The sequence below is a fragment of the Paenibacillus sp. 2TAF8 genome, from assembly GCF_052114825.1.
Lineage (GTDB): Bacteria > Bacillota > Bacilli > Paenibacillales > Paenibacillaceae > Paenibacillus.
This window is the reverse complement of sequence record NZ_JBFRFN010000008.1, coordinates 159,406-181,254: the sequence shown is the minus strand read 5'-3', so window position 1 is coordinate 181,254 and position 21,849 is coordinate 159,406. Positions and strand designations below refer to the sequence as shown.

The following is a 21,849-nucleotide window of genomic DNA, read 5'->3' as shown; positions in this document are numbered from 1 at the left end:
TTTTCCAAAATTGCGTTCTCTATGGTATGCCCGTTGCATGTTTCTTTTATGCGTGTGTGAGAAGTTTCATTGCATCATCAGGTCATGAAAGCCATAATTCCACCATATATAACATATAGAGAAGGATAGGTGGAGAGATGATGAGTACATATGATTTGAAATCCATTCGTTTAGAGGTTTTTAATGCAGGACAGGACAAGGTGTTTTTGGTTACGGGAGGTAAAGCTCATATTGGGGCTGTGGCTACATTCTATGTTGACCATGAGCGGGTTAGTGGAACGACGGTACATATCCCGGGGCATAAGGAACAAGAGCTATGTGAGCGGCTCGCCCGCAAAGCGGCTCTTCAATTGAAAGTGACGGTAACTGTTATTATGGGAATCCATTTTGACAGTATTACACGCATGCAGATCGATGAAATCGTGCAGACTGCAGAGAGACTTATGGATGAACAACTGAATAAAAAAGAGTGAATTAGAATCTTCTGCGTAACAAGCCAAAAGTTAAATGTCTGGATAAGTGAAATCTGAAGTGGTAATCCTCCTTATATTAGAGGTTGTCATCAAGTTTTAATTTTTTTTCGCAAAATTGAAACGAGTTGCAGGTTGCTGCGTATGTATCTTTATATACAATGCACTATCCACTGGGAGGAATAAACCAAATGTCCATTTTTAAAAGATTACGTGACCTTACAATGTCCAACATTAACGCGATTATCGACAAAGCTGAAGATCCAATCAAGATGACGGATCAATATATCCGTGACATGCAAGAAGATCTGGAAGATGCAGAGAAAGCAGTAGCTTCGCAAATCGCGATCGAGAAGAAGTTCAAGCAATTGTTCGAGGAACAGGAAGCACTTGTGAAGAAACGCGAAGAGCAGGCTCACACGGCAGCTCGTGCACAGAACATGGACCTTGCTCGCCGCGCTCTTGAAGAGAAAAAAGCAGCAGAAGAGAAAATGGTGGAATACAAAGCCAGTTACGATCAAAACAAAGCATCTGCAGACAATCTTCGTGGTAAGCTTGATGAGATGCGCAAACAATTGACTCAAATGAAAAATAAACGTGAAACGCTGGTTGCTCGTTATAATGCAGCTAAAGCACAAACGGAAATCAATAAAGCACTGAATGGATTTAGCGCGGACACCGCAAGCGCAGGCATGAAACGTATGGAAGAGAAGATGATGCAGATGGAAGCACAGGCGGAAGCAAGCAACGAAATGTCTTCCAAAGGCAAGTCGCTTGACGAAGAGTTCGAGAAGCTTGGTAAGGATGCGGCTGTTGAGGACGAACTTGCTGCTCTTATGAAACAGTACGAGAATAAAAACTAACACCTTGGCAGTCAGCAGGGTTAACCAGCGGAGGAGAACAATGTTTCTCCTTCGCTTTTAAATGCGAATCATGTTGATAAGTGGAGGCTGTGTAAATGGATTTGAATATTTTGGCGATGCTGGTCTGGACAGTTTCAGGTTCGGTTTTGCTCTTTGTACTGATGTATGTGGATTCACTCTTTACGAAATACAAGGACTTTGCTGAAGTCAAGGCTGGTAATATGGCGGTAACCACCCGGATGGTGATGAAGTTGTTTGCGCAAGGTTACGTGCTTGCAACATCCATCTCAACGGCAGGACATCTTGGAGAAGCGTTGCTCGTTTCTGTCGTATCTTTCATCATTTTATTGATTCTGGAAAGTGTGGTTCACTTTATGATTCGCAGATGGGCCACATTGGATCTGGATACGGGAATACAGCAAGGTAAGACAGGGTATGGATTGTTCTCCGGCGCTTTGCATATCGTAGGCGCCTTGATCATTGCAGCATGCCTGTAAGCCGATAAGATAAGGAACAGGAGTAATTGGCATGAGTGTATGGAAACGTATAAAAGGAATACTAACAAAGCCGGAGCCGCCCAAAGCGGAAAAAACGATGCTTCAGCTTGCTCCTGGTGATATCTGCGAAGTGTCTCTGGTCACTTATGAAGTCGTTGGCAGGGTGCAGAATCGAGCTCGTAATGCAGTTGTATTAACGCTACAGGACGGTAGTTTATTCCGATATTTACATGTGGAAGAGCGTGAGATCACACGTTACGCCCTGTATACTCCTATTGATGGGAGACTTGATGCGCCAGACGAGGTGCCTACCATTCTTGAACTGGATGATCATGTGTATCATTTGGAGGAAGAGTATGGAGGTATGGTGCAGACCGTCGGCAGAACACCTTATGGTCAGGCTGGTGAGCAACTGGTGTGGCAGTATCAATCGGATGATAACAAACTTCTTCGTGTGGAATGGCAAGACAGAAGATTTAACCTCTATGAAGGTGAGTCCATTCTTCCTGCGGATATCAAAGTGATTCGTTCGAACTAGGAGAGGTTCCAATGAAAAAACGCTTGGCACATGGATTAAAATTAATGCTGGTCCTCAGCCTTGTGATGTCTCTGTTGTCTGCGTGCGGTGCCGCTCCTTCCGTACAGGATACATATCCTCTTGAATCGGTAAGTGGTAGCGGTCAATCCACGTCTTATGTGTACCGGGCCGTAGATCGTACGGTTCCTGAAGTGGCAAAGGAACTGTCTGATCAACGAAAGCCGGATCAGATTTCGGCAGAAAGTACAGAGCGAATGTTTCTGGTGTATCAGGATCAATATTATCATCTACAACAAGATCCCAAGAAGCCAGAAGATACGCTCGTCGAAGTGGATTCCAAGGAATATGTACGTCAGAACTATAGCTCTTCCTTCTTACAAGGATATCTGACGGCAACCTTAATTGGAAATTTATTTGATACTTTTGGTGGACGCGGATCTGGAAACTATCGAGGATACACAGACAGGGATACGTACAAACCGAGTGCGGGTTCTTACCGTGCCCCAACGAGTAATGATAAAAAACTGGCTCCGCCTCTTACCGTTGAGCGGAAAGGCTCCATTACTCGGCGCGGTAGTGACAAGGACACAAGTGTTGGTTCTGGCGGCGGATTATTTGACCGTAAAAAGGAACAAAGCAGAGGAAGCATTGATCGCAACAAAAGTAGTGGTGGCTTGGGTGGTTTGTTTGATTCACCGAAAAAATCCTATAAAAAGCCAAAGACCAGGGTCGGTGGCGGCAGAATTATGAGGCGAAGATAACATCTCGCGAGCCTGGTAATTTCGATGTATGGAATGATCGTGATTTAAAGGATAATCATTATATACAGGACAAAATAACAGTAACAGGGTGAGACTGACGAATGTGTCAGTGAGCATCTTGTTACTGTTATTTTTTATGATTTACGAACGTGATGGGACTTACGAACACGAGGGATCGTAGAAGCAGGCTGTTTACGTATCCAGCGCAGGTATGGAATGATCCGTTCATCTGTCCGCAGAGATTGCAGATCGGTCAGTCCCAGCGTAACGAGATCCCGATTCGTAAATAACGAATGAATTTGTTTGTGGCAAGGAATACATAGATTGGCTGTGGGCATGAAGCTACCACCCATTTCCTTTGGTGTTAGATGATGAACCGTTGTCTCAACGGGTTCTCTCCCACATAACTCACATTGATGAATCATCGTGATCACCTCCCGTTATCGAATGCTATTATGTGCAGTGATAGGGTATTTCATGTTGCCTATTTTAGACCTGATCATAGTAATGAGAAGTCACAGTAACCATGTTGTTAATTCGGATGACCTTCTATCATGAACTCTTTTAGAGTGTGTAAGTTAAGATACATCCATTACCATATACATTTTTTCTGTTCTGATTCAGTGAGCAATCGACTTGTCATCGGCGTATATTCGGGCTACACTTTCTTAAATGAGAAAAGACTTCAGGAGGAATGCTACTGTGAAACAAAGTTCACATTCATATGATATGAGCACTGCCAAATTCCATCGTACGGCTGTACAAGTGACCGAAGCGCAGGCCAGAGTTGCTGCTCGGGTATTCGCAGGCCGTATTGAACATGTGTCTCTTAGCGACTCACACGGTCGCACACTTGCAGAGTCGATTGAAGCGCCGCATGCATACCCTTTTTTCCGCAGATCAGGTATGGATGGTTTTGCGATTCAAAGTGCAGACACAGCTGAGGCCACAAGTGAACATCAGGTTTGGTTTCGTGTTATTGATGAAATACCGTGCGGATATACACCAGAACAACATATTACACCTGGGACGGCAGCTAGAATCATGACCGGTGCTCAAGTACCAGATGGTGCGGATGCTGTAGTAATGATGGAGATGACGGAAAGCAAGCAAGAACAAGGTGAGCAATGGATCGCACTGAAACGTCAGATCCAGGCTGGGGCTAATATCACTCCTATTGGGCTCGAAGTGCAGGTGGGACAGATGTTGATCGAAGCTGGTACAGTGATTGGAGCTGGTGAACAGTCTGTACTGGCAACATTTGGTGTGGCTGAAGTTCCGGTTTTTGAACGGCCAAAGGTGGCTATTTTTGCTACAGGAACGGAGTTGCTTGACATCCATGAGCCATTGCAGCCTGGAAGGATTCGTAACAGCAACAGCTATATGCTGCGTTCTCTGGTTATTGAAGCCGGGGGAGAGCCGGTGATGTACGGAGCCATCGCAGACGATGTGAATACAGCAAGGGCCAAGCTGGAGGAAGCAGTCCGGGACAATGATATCGTTGTGACGACAGGCGGCGTGTCGGTTGGTGACTACGATATTATGGGCGAACTCGTGCTGGAAGAACAAATGCAGCTTCTCTTCAACAAAGTTACTATGCGTCCAGGTAGTGTAACTACGGCTGCTGTGTATAGGGAAAAGCTGTTATTTGCATTATCAGGTAATCCGGGAGCTTGTTTTGTTGGATTTAATCTGTTTGTGCGTCCAACACTTCGTGCGATGCAAGCGGATGCCCATCCTTACCTGGAAGAGTGGAATGTAATCCTGGAGGACGGATACGCCAAAGTGAACAATTTCACGCGCTTTGTGCGTGGGCGTACAATGATTCGGGCTGGAAGAGTATATGCTGCTCCAGCAGCTTCCCGTGTGGATGAGTCAAGTGTCATGATCACAATCAAAGACAGTGATTGCCTGATTGTGATTCCGCCTGAGAAAAACGGTATTGCCGCAGGAGAACAGGTCACGATTCTCAAACTTCCTGCCGGGCATACAAGGTAACTGGACATGGATAAAACAAGTGCAGCACGACCTCAAATTATCCAGGTTGTTGGATATAAAAATACAGGCAAAACAACGATGACAGCTACGTTGATCGCTGGGTTTGCCGCCAAAGGTTTGAAAGTGGCTGCCATTAAACATGATGGGCATGATCATTTTGAAATAGACCAGGAAGGTACGGACTCGTACCAATTTGGCAAGGCTGGTGCGTCGGCAGTTGTAGTAATGTCTAAGAACAGAACGGCGATCATGAAGCAGCATAACACTCGGCTTGAGGAGATGCTGAACCAGTTGTCAGACTATGACTGGATTGTCATTGAAGGGTTCAAGGATGCCCCGTATCCTAAATTGGTGATGGTGCGCGAAGCTCTTGATCTGACGCTGGTACGCGAGCTTCAACAGGTCGTCGGCATTGTTTTTTGGTCGCCAAAGCTTTTGGAGGAAGCAGCTGCGGAAGTGTTAGTTGAAAGAGATACAAATGCAAATACAGATTTAGATGCAAATACAAATAAAGAGGTAGATACAGGGCTGGGTTCAGTAAGGACAAAGGGCGAAACAAATCCTCACAATAAAACAGAAGCAGAAGCAGAAGCAAAGACAGAAGCAGAGGCAGAGGCGGTAACAGTAGAAACAGAGACAGAGTCAGGCAGAGAAAAAAAATTACCAAGGTTCCTGTTTCAGGAACAGGAAGTCATTGTAAATGCTGTGCTTCGGCTAAGTGAAACAACTATGTAAAAGTAAGCAGAATGAGGGAGAATCGCGCAAAGGAAGCAAGTTGCGTGAAGGAAAGTGCTGTAGAAGTAATTAGTGTGAAACAAACCTATGGAATAAACGATGGAATAAACCGATGAAATAAAACGTTGGAATAAGTATAGGGAAATTTAAATAGTGGAAGGTAAACGCCATAAAAGTAATTAATCCAATTAATCCGGCATCAAATGTGGGAGTAGGTATGTGTGTTTCCTCTAACGATCACCACAGACGCTATTTCGCCGAATTTTAACGATTTTATTTTTTAACGATCACAGGAGAGCTTATTTCAAGGAATGGATATGAAAATGGGTGTTTGATCTAAATTTTTAGCCAAATAAGGCCTCTGGTGATCGTTAGAATTCCAGATTGCCTTATATGGGCTAAATAAGCTCATCTCAGATCGTTAGAATGATGAAGATATGTAGAACGCTCAGTTTTTAACGTAACTATAATTATGTAAACCATTTTCCTGAATACACATATGCGTCGCGTACACATCCAGATCCATACACAGATACACACAAAAAATACACATAGATACACACACAGATACACACGTAAAAAGTAGCGCTTTTAACTGTCTCAGATATAACAAAGATTCGACTTAATACCCATGATTTGATATGTATATTGTTACAAATGTATATTTGATCCATCACTCTAAAAAATATGAAGTACAAATGAGACAGCAGGCCATCGATCGAATGGATAAACCACTATCAAGCTTCAAGCTGCTTTTTAACAGCTTCCTGTGTTAATCCTATTTCTTCGATTGGCCTGCAATTTCCAATGGATACGGATGCTTATTACGCACCGCGTGTAGCATGTAGTATTCTGCTTCATGACAAAGATGTCAGCAACAAGATCATTGTCTGCGACTCTTGTGATGACACATTAATTGAGTCATAGCTTTAGTTTAGCTTTTAACATCATTCTAGCATTAAGCATTGTCTTCGACACGGCGTTCAATGGCCTCAGACATCGTTTTGTCAGTCAGATGCGCATAAATTTCGGTTGTTTCGGTGGAAGCGTGGCCGAGCTGTTCTTTTGTTTTATAAATATCATTTTGCAAATAATAGTCGGTGGCAAAAGAATGGCGTAATTTATGCACGGTCAGATACGGTTTGCCAAAACATTTAGCGTATTTCATGATCATCGCCTGAATTGCACGTTTGGTCATTCGGCTACCTTCGGATTCCCCGTTACGGAGTGCAATGAAGAGCGCTTTTTCTCGTTTGGGCGTGCGATAACGTGATTGGCGCAGGCTTGTATAGGCTGCTAGTTCGTCTTTGGCCTGTTCTCTGAAATATACGGGCGTTTTGTACGTTTCATCATTATTACCTTTGCGATAAACATATAGCAGTTTATTGCCCAGATCGAGGTCATCCACATTCAGGTTAACGACTTCGGATACTCGCAGACCTGAGTTGAGGATAAGACTAGCAATACATGCATCTCGTTCTTTGTTTAGCTCATGGGAGTATAGAGCCTGCTTGTTCTTTTGCATATCAATAGCGTAGCCTTCAAGAATGTAACCGATGAATTCGAGCAACTCATTTTCTTCTAATATTTTTCCTTTCAGTTTTGCGGCGGTGTCTTTTGGTTTATGTGTGCGTTTGATCTCAATCTTGGCCATGATATTACGTTTGAGTAGTGGATAGAAGTCTTCATCTTCAGCAATTTGACTTAAATAATGAAATAACGAGCGCAGGGAAGAAAGCTTGCGCGAAACTGTAATTCTTGAATTGGTACCTTCACGTCTGGTAGTCAGGAAAAGTCGGTAGGCAGTCACTGAATCCATACGAAGTACTTCCAGTTCGGTTAATGTTATTCCTTGGTTTGATTCTGCTTGAGACAATCCTTCTGCACGTAGCCAGCTGAAAAATGTATCATAATCCCTCAAGTACTCCAGCAGTGTAGAAGGAGATAGATCAGGCAGTTTATAGTCAATGAATTGCTGAACAAACCAGGGCATTGATGGTAGTTTTTCATCCAGCTTACGTCGGTCAATCTCTTTTTGCACGTTGGTCAAGTTCGGCACCTCCATGTGAACGATTATTTTTCTACAAGTATATTAAGTGTACCATAATTTACATGCAATCATCCTGTTGATTATACTGATAGTACGGTAGGCATCGGGCTGCACAGACTACATTTTGTCACATGGTTGCCCTTCATCTTATAAAAGTTTACAGTATGTTATACATGCAGGTCAGAGGAGGCGAACCACATGAATATGCAGATTGAACTGGTTCCCCGCGAACGCAGTCAGGTGATTCGGCATCTCATGCAATTTTATCTATATGATTTCACCAAATATCTGAATATTGATGTCGATCACAATGGTATTTTTCCAGAGTATCCAGGTCTGGAGGCTTTCTGGACGGAGAAAGGACGCAAATTCCCCTTTTTGATCACGAGTGATGGAGCCCCAGCGGGATTTGCACTTGTGGAGAAGTTAGATCCCGGGAGCAAGGATAATGACTACTATTTGACTGAATTTTTTGTTATGCAAAAATACAGACGTAGCGGTGTTGGAACAAATGCGGCATACGAATTGTTTAAACGTTTCCCTGGACGGTGGAAAGTAACACAGGTTCGAAATAACGTGATTGCGCAGGCGTTCTGGCGTAAAATCATTGGCGATTATACCGGAGGACGTTTCCGAGAAAAATTCCATCCGGAATTGGGCAATCCCAGTCAGTATTTTGTTACCTGATATAGCAGTTCTCAAATTAGCGATTTTTATATCGAAAAAGGAGGAGCTAATATGATCTTACCGGCATTTCACCTTGATGGACAGACAGCATTGGTCACAGGTGCGGGCAGAGGTATTGGTAAAGCGCTCGCCATCGGCCTAGCGGAATCGGGGAGTAATGTCGTTCTCGTATCCCGCACCATGACGGAGATCGAAGAGACAGCAGCAACGATTAGTGAACAAACAGGACGTAAAGCCGTGGCTCTATGCGCCGACGTAACTTCTAAAGAGCAATTGGAAGAGACTTTTCAGCAGGCGATTTCCGAGATGGGACGTATTCATATTCTCGTAAACAACGCAGGTATGAACATTCGGACACCAGCACTGGAAGTGACGGAGGAACAATGGGAAACGATCATGCAAACGAATCTTAAATCGGCATTTTTTGCCTCACAATTGGCTGGTCAGCATATGAAGCAGTATGGCGATGGGAAAATTATTAACATCTCATCGGTAGGCGGACATACAGCATTGCGAACAGGTGTCGTTTATGGATCTACGAAAGCGGCTTTAATCCATATGACGAAGGTGCTTGCGCTGGAATGGGGGAAATACGGTATTCGTGTGAACTCGGTCGGGCCATGGTATTTCCGCACGCCATTAACGGAGAAATTACTTGATGATCCGCAGTATTTGCAAGAAATTATTAATCGCACACCGCTTGGGCGTGTTGGGGAATTACAGGAGGTTGTTGGGCCTGTTGTGTTTCTTGCTTCGGAGGCAGCCGGATATATTACTGGTCAGACTATATTGGTGGATGGCGGAATGTCCATTTACGGTTTTTAGAAGTAAGTTCGTTGTACTACCGTATTGATGATAAGAGAGAAAGTTAATAAAAATGTGCCGTCTTGTGCATAAACGGGTAATAACATACGAACATGATCTAAAGCATGAAAATAAGAAAACGGGTAAACAAGTAAACATGCAACTTACGCAAATAAGATTATTCGAAAACTAGGGAAGTCTCTTGAATTGTATTTATCTTGTTTAAGCCTTTAACCTAATTTGGAGGAGGATTACAATGGAACTTCGAAATTACGGAAATACCGGGATGAAAGTCAGTACACTTGGTTTTGGTGGCTCTGAGATTCGGGATGCATCCAAGGCAGACGTGGAATTGTTACTTAACCGTGCTCTGGATGCCGGGTTAAATATGATTGATACAGCGGAATGTTACGGTGACAGTGAGGAAAAAATCGGTGACGTGTTGGGACACCGCCGGCAAGAATATTTTCTGTTTACCAAATGTGGACATGCTGCAGGTGTGAACGGGCCCGACTGGGATGCCAAAGTGCTTGAGCAAACCATTGATCGTAGTCTGAAGCGTTTAAAAACGGATTATGTGGATGTAGTGCATCTGCATAGCTGTTCGGAAGAAGTGCTTCGGCAAGGTGATGTGATCGAAGTGTTACAGCGAGCAAAAGAGGCAGGAAAAACTCGTTTTATCGGGTATAGCGGAGATACAACAGATGCACTATACGCCATTCAGACAGGTGTATTCGACAGTCTGGAGACATCATTGAATATTGCCGATCAGGAAGCGATTGAACTGACTTTACCTGAAGCGCGTAAGAGAAATATGGGCATCATCGCAAAAAGACCGATTGCTAATGTGGCATGGATGTATGATAAAGTGACCGAAGAGGATTATGCGTATCATTATTGGAAACGGTTAAATGAGCTGAAATATGACTTTTTGACTGAGGAAGCACAACGAGTGGTGGAAATCGCATTGCGATTTACGCTGAGCACCGAAGGTGTGCATACCGCCATTGTAGGAACCGTCAAACCTGATCGTTGGCAGCAAAATGCCGAACTGGTAGCGAAGGGACAGCTAGAGCAGGAATTATATGATGCCATTCGTGTACGTTGGAAGGAAGTAGCGCGAGCTGACTGGACAGGGCGTATCTAATCTGAGTTAATATAAAAAATCTCCATCAATATTTGGTTGGGAATGGTTCACGATTGCTGAAAAACTGCCTTGGTTGGCAGTTTTTTTTGTGTTCAAAGGAGGTTAGAGAGGGGCAGAGAGGAAAGGGACTATTAATAGCTCGAAATATTATTTTTTCAATATATGAAAAATTCATAATAGATAAACATCAAAAGAAAAAACCGCGTATTAACTCCGTACTAACCCAGTACCAAATGTGTACCAGAAGTGCCGGATGGTTTCATTTGTTTAAACTTCTTTTATTGAGAAAAGTAAAAAGCATACAAAAAGACCCCTAAGAAGAGGCTTTTTGTATGAATTATATCGTATCCGCTAAATGAATAGAATTTAATTGTTGCTTATTGACGCATATCATTATTCAATGATTGCACAAGTTTTACCGGTGCTGTTCTGGAAGCAGAACTGAGCTTGCCATACGTAAGCTTGCGCCAGATCGATTCCATTGGCCCGATCTTGAAGCGTTTTAGCCACAATGAAGCGAATATGATGAGTACAACATACACAGCGATACTAAGCATAAATGTACCAATAGGTTTAATTGAACTAGCCAATCCAAATCCGTATGGAAGCAGAATCATGGTTCCAATGATCGAATGAAGGAGGTAACAGGTCAGCGACATACGTCCAACTTTGGTAAATACCATCAACGCTTTTCGAAGCGCAGGAACATACAAAAACAGCATCGCGAGACTGCTCATATAAAACATGCTACCGGTTAAGTTCCCCTGTTGAGCCAAAGTCATAAAAAGCTCTATCAAAAATGTGTTTTCACTTGAAATAAGTGTATTCAGCATGGTGCTTAATTGCGTGAGTATAAATGCACCCAAGCTAATGAACCAAATTCGCTTCCAAATCGAATGCTTTGATTCCATGTTTGTGAAGAAATCCATCTTTACAAAATACATACCGATCAGGAACATCAGGAACATGGAATAAACTGTAGAAAATGAACTTGCCGCCATCACCCCCATGTCTGCCCATCTTGCTATCAAGGAGTCCCAATAGGTTAGGCTGGTATGACTGTTTAATGTGAAATCGAAATAAGTTGGCATCTCCGGTGATGCAGTTCTCATCGCATTATAGATCATCATAAATACGGAAGCTAGAAATTGCATCGATATAAGAGCGATAATCCAGCGCAATATTGTTTTAGGAGTCCGAGCATAGAACGCGAGTAGTAGAAATCCGGCTACAGCGTAAAAAGTCAATATGTCGCCAACCCATATAAAGGTGATGTGCAATAATCCAATACAGAATAGAATGATTAACCTGCGGGCAAAAAGCTTTCGAGGATGTTCCACTCGTTGTACAGCCCGGTCCATAAAAATCATAAATCCTACACCAAATAGAAAAGAAAATAACGTGATGAATTTTCCTTCGGCGAATGTGGAAACTAGGTTGTGGACTAGATCGCTTGAATTCATATCAAATCCCTTCACCGAGTCTACGATCAAAAAGTAATTCACAATAATAATGCCGAGCATAGCAAATCCGCGAACGATATCCAGAAAATGGACACGTTCCTTCAGACTAAGCGGTTGTGCAAGGTTCTCTTTTTTTTCATTCATAACATATCTCCTTTTTATCGTTATGTTTAATATCAAGTGAATTATGTTGTATGTAGACGTTGCTCTCACCTTGTATAACAATAAAGAATGATTCTTAACAGTTTCTGAAAGGTGCTTTATTTTCCGAAACTTGTGACAATTTTGTGACGTATACTTACTTTCATAAATGGTTAAGATTTGTGATTTAATTTATAACGTAAGTGTTTCTTATGGACGATATATAGTGAGGACACATAAATTACATCAGGAATCATGAGGTGAGAAGGGCATGACCCATCGGATATTAGTCGTAGAGGATGATCATGATATTGGTGATCTATTAGAAGAGTCCCTTACACGGGCGGGCTATGAGGTGTCAAAAGCCAGAGATGGGCAGCGGGCGTTGCAGCTCGTTGATGACGAGCTGGATTTGGTAATTTTGGATATCATGATGCCAGGTCTATCGGGGATCGAAACATGTGAGCAGATTAGAACCTATTCCAACGTTCCTATTCTGTTTCTGACGGCTAAATCGAGTACTTTGGACAAAACGGAGGGTCTTTTGGCCGGCGGGGATGATTACATGACAAAGCCATTTTCAGAAGAAGAGCTTCATGCCCGGGTCATCGCTCAACTACGCAGATACAAGATTTATAAAGAGAAAAAAGAGAGTGGAGATACGTTCCTTGTTGGAGGTAAGTTAAAAGTCAATGAACATTTCAATGAGGTCTGGAAAGATGCACAACAGCTTAAGCTGTCTGATCTGGAGTATCGCATTTTGAGACTTTTGATGAGTAAACGCAGCAAAATATTTTCTGCGCAAAATATTTACGAGAGTGTATGGGAACAGCCGTATTTTTATTGTTCAAACAACACAGTGATGGTGCATATTCGCAAACTGCGAGCAAAGATCGAGGATGATCCGGCTCATCCGGTTTATATCCTTACCGAATGGGGGAGAGGATACCGTTTTGGCACACCGTAAATTTACGCTCACCAAAAAATTAGCTTTGATCATTTTGCTCGCGGCTACGGTAAGCGGTCTGATTTTTTTGACGCTACAGAAGGTTAGCAATGGGTTGATCGATAGATACCTTAACTCCGAGGCCTATTATGAGAGTGAATCCTCCAAATCCATTGCGAAGTTTAGCAAGTATGTTGAGGCGAATAATTTATCTTCAACCGATCGAAAAGCATTTGGGCAATGGGTGAAAAAAGAAAACTACATTATGCTTACCATCTACAAAGATCAGTTGTTGCAATATGATTCCAATTATTCGGCGGAAGATGAGTCTGGGTACGGGGTAGAGCGGGAAACGCAATATGTTCAAAAACACTCATTTCCAGTTATGTTTAGTGACGGTGAGGGGAGAGTGACGGTGGACGGGTTTTTCTCATCCCGATATTACGATGTCGCTTTTACGCTGGAACTGCTCAGCGCTACGATGATTTTTCTGTTGATTGTACTGCTGGGCATTCGTCAAAGTCTCTCATATCTAAGAACGATTCATGAGGAGATCCATATTCTTGAGGGTGGGGAACTGGAGTATGAGATGACGATCCGGGGTCATGACGAATTAGCGATGATCGCTGAAAGCATTGAGGAGCTGCGTAAAGCCTTTCTGGATAAACTGAATGCGATTGAAACATTACAAGCAGAGAGTCGCAGTCTTGTCACGGAAATGTCTCATGATATGCGGACCCCACTGACCTCATTGATCATGTATTTGGAGTTTGCCAAGAAAGAAGACGGTGAGTTCGTTTCAGACAAGGACCGTTACATCATGAATGCATACGGGAAAGCCATCCAACTCAAGAAGCTGTCCGATGATTTGTTTGATTATTTCCTTTTGGATAAGGAACAGGAGGCAGACCTTGAAAGCATTGCAGTGCAGGAGGCTATTTATGATCTCATATCCGATCAGATTGCCATTCTGCGGCAGGAGCAATTTAAAGTCCGCATTATAGGTGAACTGCCGCAAGTTTATATCACGGTAAATTTGGAGGAACTCGGGCGGGTCTTTGATAATATTCTTTCCAATCTGTTGAAGTATGCAGAACCCAAGGATGAAATCTGTATTACATTCAACTCGAATGCGGAGATATTTGAAATTCAACTGACCAACACCATTAAGATTGCAGGGGGTTCTCCCGAAAGTACAGGTCTGGGGGAGAAGATCATAAGCCGGATGATGAACCGCATGCAAGGGGGTTTTTTGAGCAAACAAGAAGGAGCAAAATACAATGTTGTGTTGAAGTTCAGAAAATCCAAGGTCTAAAACTAGCAATTGAAGTGCATTACAATTTTCAGATAAAAAACACAAGGGGTTTAATTACATCTGTGGAGGAATCAGAATGAACCCGATAGAGAAACCTATGAAAGGTACCTTATTTGCAACCCAACCCACTTTTACGTCACTTATGGCCACTTATCAATCGATGGTATGGCGATTAGCTTCGCGCTATTTCCGAGACCCACAGGATCGAGATGATGTCGTGCAGGAGACATTCCTGCGGGTATATACGCATATTGAACAAATGAACACTCAAAAGAATGTCGTAAACTGGATTTATACCATTGGGAGAAACGTATGTCTGGATGTTCTGCGCAAGAAAAAGAGACAGAATCTTGCCACAACTTCGTTGTATGTAGAGGATACCAAGACGTCCCCAGATGTGACAACTGATCTAGTGTCCCGCGAACCTGGCCCTGAAGAAAGGCTGATTCAGAATGAGACTTCTTCCGAGCACAAACGTCGGATCAATGATGCATTTTATCAGATTCCAGGAAAATGGAGGCACTACGTCTATCAGCGGTACTACTTGGAAATGACCGTCAAAGACATCAGTATATTGAATGATATACCTGAAAATACGGCCAAAACGTATCTATTTCGGGGAAGAAAACATATGAAGCAACAATTAATTGACATCACGTATTGAACTAGGAGACATGACAAATGAAAGATTTCATTACTAAATTCCAAAAAACGCCATACATTCTACAAGCACTTTTGAACATATGCCTGTTCTTTCTGGCCTTGGCTTTAAGCGCACTTCTAATTAGTGAGACATGGTATATCGTACAAATTGTGTACCAGTCTTTTGTAACTCGTCAGGATAGCTACTATGAAATGTTATCCGAATTGCTCGTTTTCTTCTTGTACTTTGAATTTATCGCTTTAATTGTGAAGTATTTCAAGTCTAATTTTCATTTTCCTCTTCGTTACTTTATCTATATTGGAATCACGGCGGTGATTCGCTTAATTATCATAGATCATGATAACGCAATGTCGACGTTCTGGTGGTCGTTGGCTATTTTGGTCATGGTAGGTGCTCTTTTTATATCAAATCGACGGAATCCAGGAGCTCAGAAACATGAAAAAAATGAAAGTGATCATTGATGGGAAAACGATAGGAAGCGTAGAAGATCTGCAGCGCTTACTCCAGACCGAATTTTCGTTGCAGCCAGCTCATTTCGATAGTATGGACACACTATGGGAAGCTTTAGTATGGCATGTGCCAGTGCCAGTTACGCTGGAATGGATTCATTATAATGACAGCAGAGCTGCGATTGGACCTTATGCAGATCAACTAATGAACTTACTGTATGAGGTCGATGAACAGCTGGAGGAATTGTTTAGATTTGTACTAAAATTATAAAAATTCATTATATGAAAAATTCACAATAGAAAAACATTTGTGCACCATTGTGACATCGCTATTGGATAAACCATCGTACTCTAATCAACTCCGAGTAACGTATTAACGAACTTCTACATTCTAAAGTAAACGTCAATAAAAAAGCTGCTCCTTTCTCCATGAAAGGGCAGCTTTTTTTCAATCTTGCTGTAAGCAAGTTGTGTAGCCATTCAGATGATAGGCGACGAATGAATGTACAGGAGCTTTATTCTTAAAAAACAACTTGCCATAGTGCGATGACAAACTTGTACAAAAAGTAAAACGCAAAGCCAATCAGAAGAACTCCGGCCAGGCTGGAGACGAGTTGCACCATCTTGGGACTCATCATTTTGCGTGTGATGGATACGATGGTAAGTAGGCCAAGATCATGTAGTAAAATGCCGCATAATATTCCGATTGCTGCAATGATAAAACTGAGCTTACCTGCGGATTGATAGGAGTCGGATAACACAACACCAAAGACAGAAACCCAAAACATCAGATTCCCTGGGGAGATCGCAACCAGCAAACCGTTACGATAAGTCCGCCAAAAGGAGGGGGCTTGTGCTCCTTTTCCGTCCGTGGTGGACAGGTTCACATCTGAGTTGCGTATGGAGTCATATCCCAAATAAGCCAAAAATCCTGCGCCAGCCAGCCATAACGGAATCTGAACGAAAGGAATGGACAACAGTGCAGCAAATCCAAAATACATCGCAATAATCAAAGCCATATCCAGTGTCATACCGCCCAGACCGACCGCCCAACCATGAAGGAATCCGTTTCGTAGTCCCTGCTTGGTCATCTCTACCGTGATGGCTCCTACAGGCATCGCAATAGCAAGACCAATCAGGATAAACTTCACATAAATCTCCATAATCATATCCTTTCTGACAGGTTAGAATAAAAGATACTCACAGCTTGTCCATTTCTATTTAAAAAGCTCCTTTGGACACGTCTATGTACCACCTTATATCAAGTGAAAAATAAAAAAAGTCCGCTCTCCTCACATACTTTAGGCTGGTATAAAGCTTATTCGGAGGAGAGCTTGTTTAGAATGCGAAATTCTATTCTCTCGCTTTTTCTTGCTGCAATGAGCGTAGAAAAGGACACTTGGATGGGGCCGTATCATCATCTCGCAGAAAATACTGTTTGTATTCCAGATTACCTTCTGCCCCGTACTGCTTTAATTCAGGATGTGCGGGAACGGTGTCGTAGGCAGCAAGCCTGGCACGAATCCTTGGGCCAATCGCTTCAGCCCGCTGGGGCTGTTCATTCCACAGATTAAGTACCCAGCGAGGTGTCATAGCAAGCATAAAATAGGGAAAATGACGACTTTGTCTTGAGTTATGGGCCGGTGTACCACAATAAACGAAATACCGTTCATCGTTATAACAGTACTCCCACAGGGGATTCTCCGGGTCCTCGGGAATATCTGCTGGCCAAGATTCGGTATCGAGACTTCGCATCTCACTTAACAGGTTCCAGAATGATTGTTCGTAAGTGAGCACATCTTTGGGTTCTTTTTCTTGTTCAAAAAAAATGACTAGTGATGAATAATCTCCGAAGGAACGTGAAGAAGCTCCATATTCCGATACAATTTTTGATAATTGCTCCGCAAGAGAAAGACGTTTGGACTGAAAGACAAATCCATATCGAAGATGACCCAGTGCGTATGCCTGGGTTGCAGGAATGCAGGGGAACCTGGCCTCCCGGTCACTCATCTTGGCGGAGAACAAACGATAAGCATCCCTTTGCCACAAGTCCAGCGGGAGCTCACCATTTTCCATATCAGTAGAAGAAAACAATAGCGACATCAGTAAGCCTCCTTTTACTTATAGGATATCGCCCGCAAGTAAAATGGTGACTGTCCATTTATGAAAGTAAACATTAAAGTAAACATTGATGGAGAAGGGCAAAAAAAGAGGGGACAAGCTCTTGCTCTGGCGTGTTTTTGTCGTTCCCTAAAGATTACTAATAATAAAAGTACATATATTTTAAAAATCATAGGAAACTAGAAATGCAAGCAACGATAGAGTTGATGAATGCCATGCCTTTCTATCGTGCAGAGCTGATTAATCTGATTGCACCGTACAAGCGCGATTCGGCGGCATTTTTTGGATCTATATGAGTTTAAACAGCAAAAGGAACCCGTTAAACGAGCTCCTTGTTTCTCTTAGCATGATAGACCAAATCTTCTGAATCTATTGGCGGTGCTGGTTCGAGAAGTTTCCGAAAGATTGACCTTGGCCCTGGATTGTCGTGTTTGGTGTGTTGTAAGGTTGATCGATGTAGGATACATGCTGTGAAGAGGTGTTCGCAAGCTGTTGAGCAAGGTTAGAAATCTGTTGCAATTGTTGAATTGCTGTCTGATGTCCTTGCAGGGCCGTTTGGATAATATGTGCAGCCTGCTGCTCGCGCGCAGCCAATTGCTCCAGTTGTTGTGCATTACTTTGCTCTTGTCGTAGCAATTGTTGATATTGCATGGATGCTTGTTGGGTTTGTTGCGTCAGCTGTTGAGCGAGTTGCGTAATCTGTTGAGATTGTGAAAATTGGTTCATGATATTACCTCCTAAGTGTTTGAATTTACCTGTGTATTATGTTGAGAGGCATGAAGAAATATTCAGTGAGATGTTTTGCTCTAATTGGGGAAGGCTACCTGCTGCGACGACTATCAAGAGTGGAAAGGATTGACGAAATGAGTCAGGCTTCAAGCAAATCATCAGGTGAAAAGAAATTGAAATGGTGGCAACTCAGTCTGCTGGGTGTCGCGGGAACCATTGGAACGGGCTATTTTCTAGGATCAAGTCTAGCTATTACCATTGGCGGTCCTGCCGTAGTTATTGTTTATGCGCTTGCTGCGCTAGGTACATACATTGTTTTTGATGCACTCGCACGCATGACTTCAGATCATCCGGAGCAAGGATCATTTCGTTCATATGCGAAGAAGGCGTTTGGCGCATGGGCAGGTTTTGCGAGTGGATGGGTCTATTGGTTTTCGGAGCTTCTCATTATGGGGAGCCAATTGACTGCACTTTCTATCTTTTCGCGCTTCTGGTTTCCGGGCGTGCCACTCTGGATCTTTGCCGCAGGGTATGGAATCGTCGGTTTATGTATTGTGTTCTTTGGAAACAAGGGATTCGACCGGGTTGAAAATGTACTCGCAGTCATTAAAATTGCGGCTATAATCATGTTTCTGGTTCTGGCGGTCGCTTTGCTTGCCGGTTGGATTGGGGGCACCAAATATGCACATAAGGTACCGATGGACATGGCTTCTATTTTTCCAAAAGGTGGTCTCGGTTTGTGGTCTGCATTCCTGTTTGCGTTCTATGCGTATGGCGGTATTGAAGTACTCGGTATTATGTCGTATCGACTAGAAAAACCGGATGATGCGCCCAAGGCGGGTAAAGTCATGCTTATTTCGCTGTCCGCGGTGTATGTTGTATCCATTGGTCTTGCATTAACGATGGTGCCGCTGTCTGCTTTTAATCCGAAAGAAAGTCCGTTTGTGCTTGCACTGAGCAGTGATCACCTCGCTTTTGTACCGCATTTGTTCAACGGTGTTCTCATTGTGGCCGGGTTTTCTACCATGACCGCATCGCTTTATGCAGTAACGTCCATGATGATTACGCTGGCGAAGGAGGGGGATGCACCCAAGTTATTCTCACAGAAATGGAAGAAGAAATACCCTCTATTTGCCTTATGTCTAATTGGATGCGGTTTGATTGGTACGATTATCATGTCGTTACTGCTTCCTGGAAAAGTCTATGAATATGTAACGACAGCAGCAGGTTTAATGCTGATGTATAACTGGCTGTTCATCTTGCTCTCCTCAGGTCGGTTGCTGAAATCTCGCACAATAGATGTCATAAAACGCTGGACTGGATTGGTTCTGATTAGCATGGCTATAACAGGAACTCTTTTTCATGGCCTAAGCCGGCCTGGTTTCTTTATCAGTTTACTGCTGGTTTCTCTGATTGCTCTAAGTGATATCATCGTTCAACGTAAGCGCAAAAAAACACCATTTGCTCCAGATAAGGAGCAACGCGAACAGACGGAGCGAGCAGGCGAGAGCAGCCCCTCGGAGAGAGCAGGCTTTCATATTACGGGTATTCGAAAGCAGAGGAGCAAAATCAAATAAACTTCATCTCGGCGAGGAGTTGCGTATGTTCTGATTTAATTCACCAATGTTTTTCTTGTCAAACACGATCCCTGTAAAACATCGGGAGCGTGTTTAATTCTATCTAATTGAATAAATTTCAAGTATTATGATGATTACGAGATTCGTAGTTTAATGTATCAGAGCTCAATATATAGGTTATCGGCATCCCAGAAAAGCGATGGAGGAGAACGATGATGAACAAAGATTACGTTTTGTTTTCCCGTGAAGGAAAATGGGGCGACCAAGGGGACGGTACTTATGTCAACCCAGTCTTGCCCGGAGATTACTGCGATCCAGATGTGATAAACGTTGGGGAAGACTATTATGCGATCTCATCTACGTTACATTGTTCACCAGGTCTGGCTGTTCTGCACTCTAAAGATCTGGTGAATTGGAATGTGATTAGTCATGTCGTAGAGGATTTAACCGTGATCGGACCAGAATATCGGTATGATCGAATGAACCGTTATGCAAAAGGAGTCTGGGCAGGCGCTATCCGTTTTCATGACAACAAATTTTGGGTGTATTTTTTTACGCCGGATGAGGGATTGTTCGTGAGCACAGCAGCAGATCCTGCTGGCCCATGGGAGCCTCTTTATCATAGTTGGGAAATTGCTGGCTGGGATGATTGTTGTCCTTTTTGGGACGATGACGGTCAAGGATATCTGGTGGCTACCAATTTTGCTGACAATTACAATATTTATCTGTTCAAACTTAGCGACGATGGAAAACAAATTTTGCATGATAGTGGTGTCGTGATCCATCAATATAAAGGTAGCGAAGCGAGTAAAATTTACAAAATAAACGGACTTTATTACATTTTCCACAGTGAGGTTCGACCAAGAAATGGTGAGGAGGTAAGGGTTGTTATGATGCTCCGTTCGGAGCATTTATACGGTCCTTACGAAGAAAAAGAGTTAATTCATACGCATGGTGTGGAAGTGGACCGCGAACCGAATCAAGGCGGACTTGTGCAAACACCGTCTGGGGAGTGGTATTTCATTAGTCATCAAGGAGCCGGTGGCTACTTTGAGGGCAGAACTCTTCACCTGCTTCCCGTTACGTGGGTTGAAGGTTGGCCAATTATTGGTGAGGATACAGACGGCGATGGTGTTGGAGAGATGGTATGGGGAGGAACAAAACCAATTCACGGCTATCCCAAAACTATTTTAACCGTAAATGATGATTTCAATCGCCCGGTACTACAGTCTCATTGGGGATGGAATCACCAGCCCAAGAATGGATCGTGGTCTTTAACAGAGAGACCTGGATATTTACGTTTATATGCTTGTCTTCCTTCTGAAAGGGACGATTTCTTTAAGATACCGAATACTCTTTCCCAACGAGCATATCGTGTTCCTCATAACGTAGTGACTGCCAAGTTTGATATGCGGGGTATGGTTGACGATCAGGAATCGGGTCTATGCCATTTTGGGCAAACTTATTGTACGATCGGTGTTCATCAGCAGCAAGGAACGCGGGTATTGAAGTATAATCAGTCAGGTACAATGGAATGGGGTCCATCTATTGATGCTGATGCGACTAACCTGTGGTTAAGATCGATTTGGAACTTGCGTGGTGAAAACAGGTATGAATATAGCCTCGATGGCGAGAAATTTATTCCCTTTGGTGATGTCTATCAACTGGGATGGGGACATTATCGTGGAGATCGCGTTGGTGTATATAACTTGAACCATGAAAGAGAACAAGGATACGTAGATGTGGAATACTTCAATTACGAGTCGGGAGATGAACCAGTCTAATCTCTATACGTTTTTTCTCGCCATCCGGCCTTTTCATTTATAGTTCAACATGCACATTACATCATTTTTATTATGTAAACCAATTTACTGAAAAAAGCCAAGCAGTTATG

23 protein-coding genes are annotated in these 21,849 nt (G+C 43.0%); 17 read left to right on the top strand and 6 right to left on the bottom strand.

Translation table 11 applies throughout. From position 1 onward, the window contains the following. Nucleotides 1-137 precede the first annotated feature (137 nt). The 5 genes from AB4Z30_RS14375 to AB4Z30_RS14355 all read left to right on the top strand — a co-directional run bounded on the left by AB4Z30_RS14375 (nucleotide 138) and on the right by AB4Z30_RS14355 (nucleotide 3,129). Nucleotides 138-473 (top strand): hypothetical protein, encoded by a 336-nt coding sequence (locus AB4Z30_RS14375; RefSeq protein WP_441927435.1) that lies wholly within the window; start codon nucleotides 138-140, stop codon nucleotides 471-473. Nucleotides 474-661: 188 nt separating this feature from the next. Continuing rightward, nucleotides 662-1,333 carry a PspA/IM30 family protein gene (locus AB4Z30_RS14370; RefSeq protein WP_441927433.1) on the top strand — a complete coding sequence of 224 codons (672 nt, stop codon included), beginning with the start codon at nucleotides 662-664 and terminating at the stop codon, nucleotides 1,331-1,333. 95 nt (nucleotides 1,334-1,428) lie between these two features. Beyond that, a complete protein-coding gene (locus AB4Z30_RS14365) occupies nucleotides 1,429-1,830 on the top strand; it encodes a DUF350 domain-containing protein (protein WP_441927431.1) in 402 nt (133 codons plus the stop codon). 31 nt (nucleotides 1,831-1,861) lie between these two features. Further along, complete coding sequence (locus AB4Z30_RS14360) at nucleotides 1,862-2,368, top strand: DUF4178 domain-containing protein (protein ID WP_441927429.1); 507 nt, start codon at nucleotides 1,862-1,864, stop codon at nucleotides 2,366-2,368. A gap of 11 nt (nucleotides 2,369-2,379) precedes the next feature. Next, nucleotides 2,380-3,129 (top strand): DUF4247 domain-containing protein, encoded by a 750-nt coding sequence (locus tag AB4Z30_RS14355; protein ID WP_441927427.1) that lies wholly within the window; start codon nucleotides 2,380-2,382, stop codon nucleotides 3,127-3,129. Nucleotides 3,130-3,263: 134 nt separating this feature from the next. Here AB4Z30_RS14355 and AB4Z30_RS14350 read toward each other — a convergent pair whose 3' ends face one another. After that, a complete protein-coding gene (locus tag AB4Z30_RS14350; protein WP_441927425.1) occupies nucleotides 3,264-3,554 on the bottom strand; it encodes an HNH endonuclease in 291 nt (96 codons plus the stop codon). 304 nt (nucleotides 3,555-3,858) lie between these two features. On the opposite strand from AB4Z30_RS14350, the gene AB4Z30_RS14345 reads away from it, so the two are divergent. Together AB4Z30_RS14345 and mobB are read left to right on the top strand one after the other, a co-directional pair. Continuing rightward, entirely contained in the window at nucleotides 3,859-5,127 is a 1,269-nt protein-coding gene (locus tag AB4Z30_RS14345; RefSeq protein ID WP_441927582.1) for a molybdopterin molybdotransferase MoeA, read from the top strand. A 6-nt stretch (nucleotides 5,128-5,133) separates the two neighbouring features. Then, the gene (gene mobB, locus AB4Z30_RS14340; protein WP_441927423.1) at nucleotides 5,134-5,862 is read left to right on the top strand and encodes a molybdopterin-guanine dinucleotide biosynthesis protein B; all 729 of its coding nucleotides are present in this window, start codon (nucleotides 5,134-5,136) and stop codon (nucleotides 5,860-5,862) included. 958 nt (nucleotides 5,863-6,820) lie between these two features. On the opposite strand, the gene xerS is transcribed toward mobB, so the two are convergent. Then, nucleotides 6,821-7,912 (bottom strand): tyrosine recombinase XerS, encoded by a 1,092-nt coding sequence (xerS, locus tag AB4Z30_RS14335; protein ID WP_441927421.1) that lies wholly within the window; start codon nucleotides 7,910-7,912, stop codon nucleotides 6,821-6,823. A gap of 198 nt (nucleotides 7,913-8,110) precedes the next feature. Here xerS and AB4Z30_RS14330 point away from each other — a divergent pair, with 198 nt between their 5' ends. The 3 genes from AB4Z30_RS14330 (at nucleotide 8,111) to AB4Z30_RS14320 (ending at nucleotide 10,550) form a co-directional block, all read left to right on the top strand. Further along, a complete protein-coding gene (locus tag AB4Z30_RS14330) occupies nucleotides 8,111-8,599 on the top strand; it encodes a GNAT family N-acetyltransferase (RefSeq protein WP_441927419.1) in 489 nt (162 codons plus the stop codon). A gap of 51 nt (nucleotides 8,600-8,650) precedes the next feature. Then, complete coding sequence (locus AB4Z30_RS14325; RefSeq protein WP_441927417.1) at nucleotides 8,651-9,424, top strand: SDR family NAD(P)-dependent oxidoreductase; 774 nt, start codon at nucleotides 8,651-8,653, stop codon at nucleotides 9,422-9,424. A 235-nt stretch (nucleotides 9,425-9,659) separates the two neighbouring features. After that, entirely contained in the window at nucleotides 9,660-10,550 is an 891-nt protein-coding gene (locus tag AB4Z30_RS14320; protein WP_441927415.1) for an aldo/keto reductase, read from the top strand. Between the two features lie 377 nt (nucleotides 10,551-10,927). Here AB4Z30_RS14320 and AB4Z30_RS14315 read toward each other — a convergent pair whose 3' ends face one another. Then, nucleotides 10,928-12,157 carry a DUF418 domain-containing protein gene (locus AB4Z30_RS14315; protein ID WP_441927413.1) on the bottom strand — a complete coding sequence of 410 codons (1,230 nt, stop codon included), beginning with the start codon at nucleotides 12,155-12,157 and terminating at the stop codon, nucleotides 10,928-10,930. 268 nt (nucleotides 12,158-12,425) lie between these two features. Here AB4Z30_RS14315 and AB4Z30_RS14310 point away from each other — a divergent pair, with 268 nt between their 5' ends. From AB4Z30_RS14310 to AB4Z30_RS14290, 5 genes are all read left to right on the top strand, one after another. Further along, entirely contained in the window at nucleotides 12,426-13,121 is a 696-nt protein-coding gene (locus AB4Z30_RS14310; RefSeq protein WP_441927411.1) for a response regulator transcription factor, read from the top strand. After that, nucleotides 13,108-14,415, top strand: a complete 1,308-nt coding sequence (locus AB4Z30_RS14305) for a HAMP domain-containing sensor histidine kinase (protein WP_441927409.1) — start codon at nucleotides 13,108-13,110, stop codon at nucleotides 14,413-14,415. The genes AB4Z30_RS14310 and AB4Z30_RS14305 overlap by 14 nt, the downstream gene beginning before the upstream one ends. A 76-nt stretch (nucleotides 14,416-14,491) precedes the next feature. Beyond that, nucleotides 14,492-15,079, top strand: coding sequence for an RNA polymerase sigma factor (locus AB4Z30_RS14300; RefSeq protein WP_441927407.1), 588 nt, complete (start codon nucleotides 14,492-14,494; stop codon nucleotides 15,077-15,079). 17 nt (nucleotides 15,080-15,096) lie between these two features. After that, nucleotides 15,097-15,540 (top strand): phosphate-starvation-inducible protein PsiE, encoded by a 444-nt coding sequence (gene psiE, locus AB4Z30_RS14295; protein ID WP_441927405.1) that lies wholly within the window; start codon nucleotides 15,097-15,099, stop codon nucleotides 15,538-15,540. Beyond that, the gene (locus tag AB4Z30_RS14290) at nucleotides 15,515-15,799 is read left to right on the top strand and encodes a barstar family protein (protein WP_441927403.1); all 285 of its coding nucleotides are present in this window, start codon (nucleotides 15,515-15,517) and stop codon (nucleotides 15,797-15,799) included. Before psiE ends, AB4Z30_RS14290 begins: the two co-directional genes overlap by 26 nt. Before the next feature lie 250 nt (nucleotides 15,800-16,049). Here the strand turns inward: AB4Z30_RS14290 and AB4Z30_RS14285 are convergent, their stop codons facing one another. From AB4Z30_RS14285 to AB4Z30_RS14275, 3 genes are all read right to left on the bottom strand, one after another. Then, on the bottom strand, nucleotides 16,050-16,691 hold the full coding sequence (locus AB4Z30_RS14285) for a LysE family translocator (RefSeq protein WP_441927401.1): 642 nt from the start codon (nucleotides 16,689-16,691) through the stop codon (nucleotides 16,050-16,052). A gap of 190 nt (nucleotides 16,692-16,881) precedes the next feature. Next, nucleotides 16,882-17,631, bottom strand: coding sequence for a YqcI/YcgG family protein (locus tag AB4Z30_RS14280; RefSeq protein WP_441927399.1), 750 nt, complete (start codon nucleotides 17,629-17,631; stop codon nucleotides 16,882-16,884). 387 nt (nucleotides 17,632-18,018) lie between these two features. Continuing rightward, nucleotides 18,019-18,375, bottom strand: coding sequence for an AMP-dependent synthetase and ligase (locus AB4Z30_RS14275; protein WP_441927397.1), 357 nt, complete (start codon nucleotides 18,373-18,375; stop codon nucleotides 18,019-18,021). A 137-nt stretch (nucleotides 18,376-18,512) separates the two neighbouring features. On the opposite strand from AB4Z30_RS14275, the gene AB4Z30_RS14270 reads away from it, so the two are divergent. Both AB4Z30_RS14270 and AB4Z30_RS14265 read left to right on the top strand, forming a co-directional pair. After that, nucleotides 18,513-19,955, top strand: a complete 1,443-nt coding sequence (locus AB4Z30_RS14270) for an amino acid permease (RefSeq protein ID WP_441927395.1) — start codon at nucleotides 18,513-18,515, stop codon at nucleotides 19,953-19,955. A gap of 212 nt (nucleotides 19,956-20,167) precedes the next feature. Further along, nucleotides 20,168-21,739 carry a glycoside hydrolase family 43 protein gene (locus AB4Z30_RS14265; RefSeq protein ID WP_441927393.1) on the top strand — a complete coding sequence of 524 codons (1,572 nt, stop codon included), beginning with the start codon at nucleotides 20,168-20,170 and terminating at the stop codon, nucleotides 21,737-21,739. Nucleotides 21,740-21,849: the final 110 nt, after the last annotated feature.